The organism is Streptococcus oralis, assembly GCF_001579175.1.
In the GTDB taxonomy this organism is placed as follows: Bacteria; Bacillota; Bacilli; order Lactobacillales; family Streptococcaceae; genus Streptococcus; species Streptococcus oralis_O.
The window spans coordinates 316,544-319,041 of sequence record NZ_KQ970760.1 but is presented as its reverse complement, the minus strand read 5'-3'; the positions used below and the strand labels follow the sequence as shown (position 1 = coordinate 319,041).

Sequence of the window (2,498 nt, the reverse complement as noted above, 5' to 3'; positions counted from 1 at the left end):
GGGGATGATGTTGTAAAACAAACTGCTCATAATGTATTTGACCCTGAGAAACTTAATAATACCGCGGAAGGTATTAAGCAAATTGTTGACGATACTAATAAAGGTTATGAAGGGGTCAAAGGGGTTACACAAAAAGTTGAAATTCAAGACGAAAAAGTTATTCTACGTATGGAAGTTGACATGACTGTTGCAACTCTTGCTGACCTAAAAAAAGCAATGCCGAACGAATTTTCTGGCTTTGGAAACCGTATAAGTTATGCAGCTTCGAAGAAAATGCTTGAAGAATCTGGTTACACTGAAAAAACCAACTAAGATTAATAGAAAAAACTTGGCCAAGGCCAAGTTTTTTTATTCCATTTCAAAAACATCACTTTCTTGCTTGTTCGGAAGGACCAAGGAAAGCAAGATCCCGATGATAGCTGGCACCAACCATGGGAGAGATGCCTTAGCAAAAGGCAAAGTATTCACAAGATTTGCTAGAAACTCAATCTTAAAGGAGCTTCCAAGAACACTTGCAACAGCGATTGCTGTGACAACTCCTATTGTTAACTGCATACCCGGTTTTGATAGAGGTACAAACTTATTAACAATCACAATCATCACAATGGCAATAGTGATTGGATACAAGATAACCAGTACTGGAATTGAGTACTTGATAATCGCATCAAGACCCAGATTAGCAATGGCAAATCCAATCAAGGTAAAGGCAGTTGCATAGACCTTGTAGCTGATTTGTGGGAAACGTCCGTTAAAGAACTCTGCTGTAGAGACAATCAAGCCAACTGTCGTTGTGAAACAGGTTACAGTTACCATGACAGCAAGGAAGAGTTGAGCCGTTGAACCAAAGATTTCCTGAGTTGCTTGTGACAAGATATAAACACCTGGAGTTCCACCCTTCATGACTTCTGCCGGAACTGGGAAGTGATTTCCAAGGAATCCTAGACCAATATAGAGAGCACTGAAGGCAAGAGCTACAACAATACCAACCACCCAAATAGTTGAGATGTATTCTTTCTTACTTGAGAATCCAAGTTGTTTCAAGGTTTGAACAGCGATGACACTGAAGGCCACTGAGGCTAGGGCATCCAGGGTATTATAGCCTTCTAGGAAACCTGTACCAAAAGCAGATGCTTGATAGGCTTCTGAAGCTACTTGGGGACTTGTTCCACCATATTTAAAAGCACCAAGTACTACTAAGATAACGATAAGCAAAGCAAAGACTGGCGTCAAGATTCGTCCGATACGATCCAAAATCTTTGATGGATTGAGTGAAATCAGATAGGCTGCAGCAAAGTAAAGCACGGTAAAGATAATCAATACTAGGCCTTTATTTGCTTCAGACAAGAGAGGGCTGATACCGACCTCGTAAGCTGTTGTTGCTGTACGTGGAATGGCAAAGAATGGGCCAATCGATAGATAGAGGACTGCAAGATAAAGCGTCGCAAACCAAGGTGAGATTTTCTTAGAAATCTCATAAATGTATCCTTTAGGATTGAGTGTTCCGATGATAAGTGTCAAGACGGCAATACCGACACCTGAAAAGACAAAACCTGCGATGGCAGGAAGAAACTGTTCTCCAGATAGGGCACCTAGAGAAGGTGGAAAAATCAAGTTTCCCGCACCAAAAAATATTCCAAACAGGAGCAAGCCTGTTAGGGCACCTTTTTTAGCCATAAAAATCTCCTTCATATTTCTAAAATACTGACCTAGTATACCATGATTAGGACTTTGAAAAAAGCATCTCTGATTAAATATTGAATGTTTTCAATATTTTTAAAAATAAGAATTATCTAAAAATAAATTTCTCCTACCTAGTCCACACCAAGTAAGAGAAATGCAAATTTTAAAGATTTTCAAAGGCCGTCATGCCACCTTGAACATTGATGGCCTTATATCCATGCTCCTCCAAGAACTGGTAAGCACAAGCTGATCTCATCCCTGATTTACAAATGACATAATGCAAGAGGTCCTTGTCCAACTGATCATAAGTATCAGCAAGTTGACCGAGAGGGAAATTACGAGCACCTTCTAAATGAAGCGTCTCGAACTCTTCTGCTTCTCTCACGTCCACTAGAGAAAGTTGGTCGTTTTGGTAAAGTTGGTAGAATTTGTCAAAAACAATTTCTTTCATCATTTCTTCTTTTTGATGCCTTTAACGCAAAGTTAAAAACTTATAAGTAAATCCAATCGACTCTAAAAATCGGAACAAGTCTTGGGTTTTAATAAAGATGGTCTTTTCATTAGTATTGGGATGAAAAGTCATGATATCCTCCGATACAATGTCCTTATCAAAATAAACTAGAATGTCTTTTTCATCATTATTTAACAAACCAAAAGGTGATACTGTTCCTGCTGGTAGGTTCATTTTCTCAGCCAAGGAGTCCAATGAGGCCATGCGAATCCGATTGGCTCCCACCTGAACTTTAAAGTCATCCATATCCAATCGTTTCTTGTCACCCATGATGAGCAGATAGTACTGGGTTTTCTTCCTATTGGTC

At 39.4% G+C, this 2,498-nt stretch carries 4 protein-coding genes; 1 reads left to right on the top strand and 3 read right to left on the bottom strand.

What is annotated here, in order from left to right; translation table 11 throughout:
* Nucleotides 1–312: DUF1307 domain-containing protein (locus tag SORDD24_RS05870; protein ID WP_155720138.1), on the top strand; the 312-nt coding region annotated here is incomplete at its 5' end.
* Between the two features lie 36 nt (nt 313–348).
* On the opposite strand, the gene brnQ is transcribed toward SORDD24_RS05870, so the two are convergent.
* The 3 genes from brnQ to SORDD24_RS11155 form a co-directional block, all read right to left on the bottom strand.
* A complete protein-coding gene (brnQ, locus tag SORDD24_RS05865; protein ID WP_061408570.1) occupies nt 349–1,674 on the bottom strand; it encodes a branched-chain amino acid transport system II carrier protein in 1,326 nt (441 codons plus the stop codon).
* 169 nt (nt 1,675–1,843) lie between these two features.
* Entirely contained in the window at nt 1,844–2,131 is a 288-nt protein-coding gene (locus SORDD24_RS05860) for a rhodanese-like domain-containing protein (protein WP_061408567.1), read from the bottom strand.
* Between the two features lie 21 nt (nt 2,132–2,152).
* Nucleotides 2,153–2,498: YbaK/EbsC family protein (locus SORDD24_RS11155; protein ID WP_155720137.1), on the bottom strand; the 346-nt coding region annotated here is incomplete at its 5' end.

Excerpts from the sequence above, each read along its gene's own strand:
- brnQ (WP_061408570.1), bottom strand. The coding sequence starts at position 1,674 with ATGGCTAAAAAAGGTGCCCTAACAGGCTTGCTCCTGTTTGGAATATTT.
- SORDD24_RS05860 (WP_061408567.1), bottom strand. The coding sequence starts at position 2,131 with ATGAAAGAAATTGTTTTTGACAAATTCTACCAACTTTACCAAAACGAC.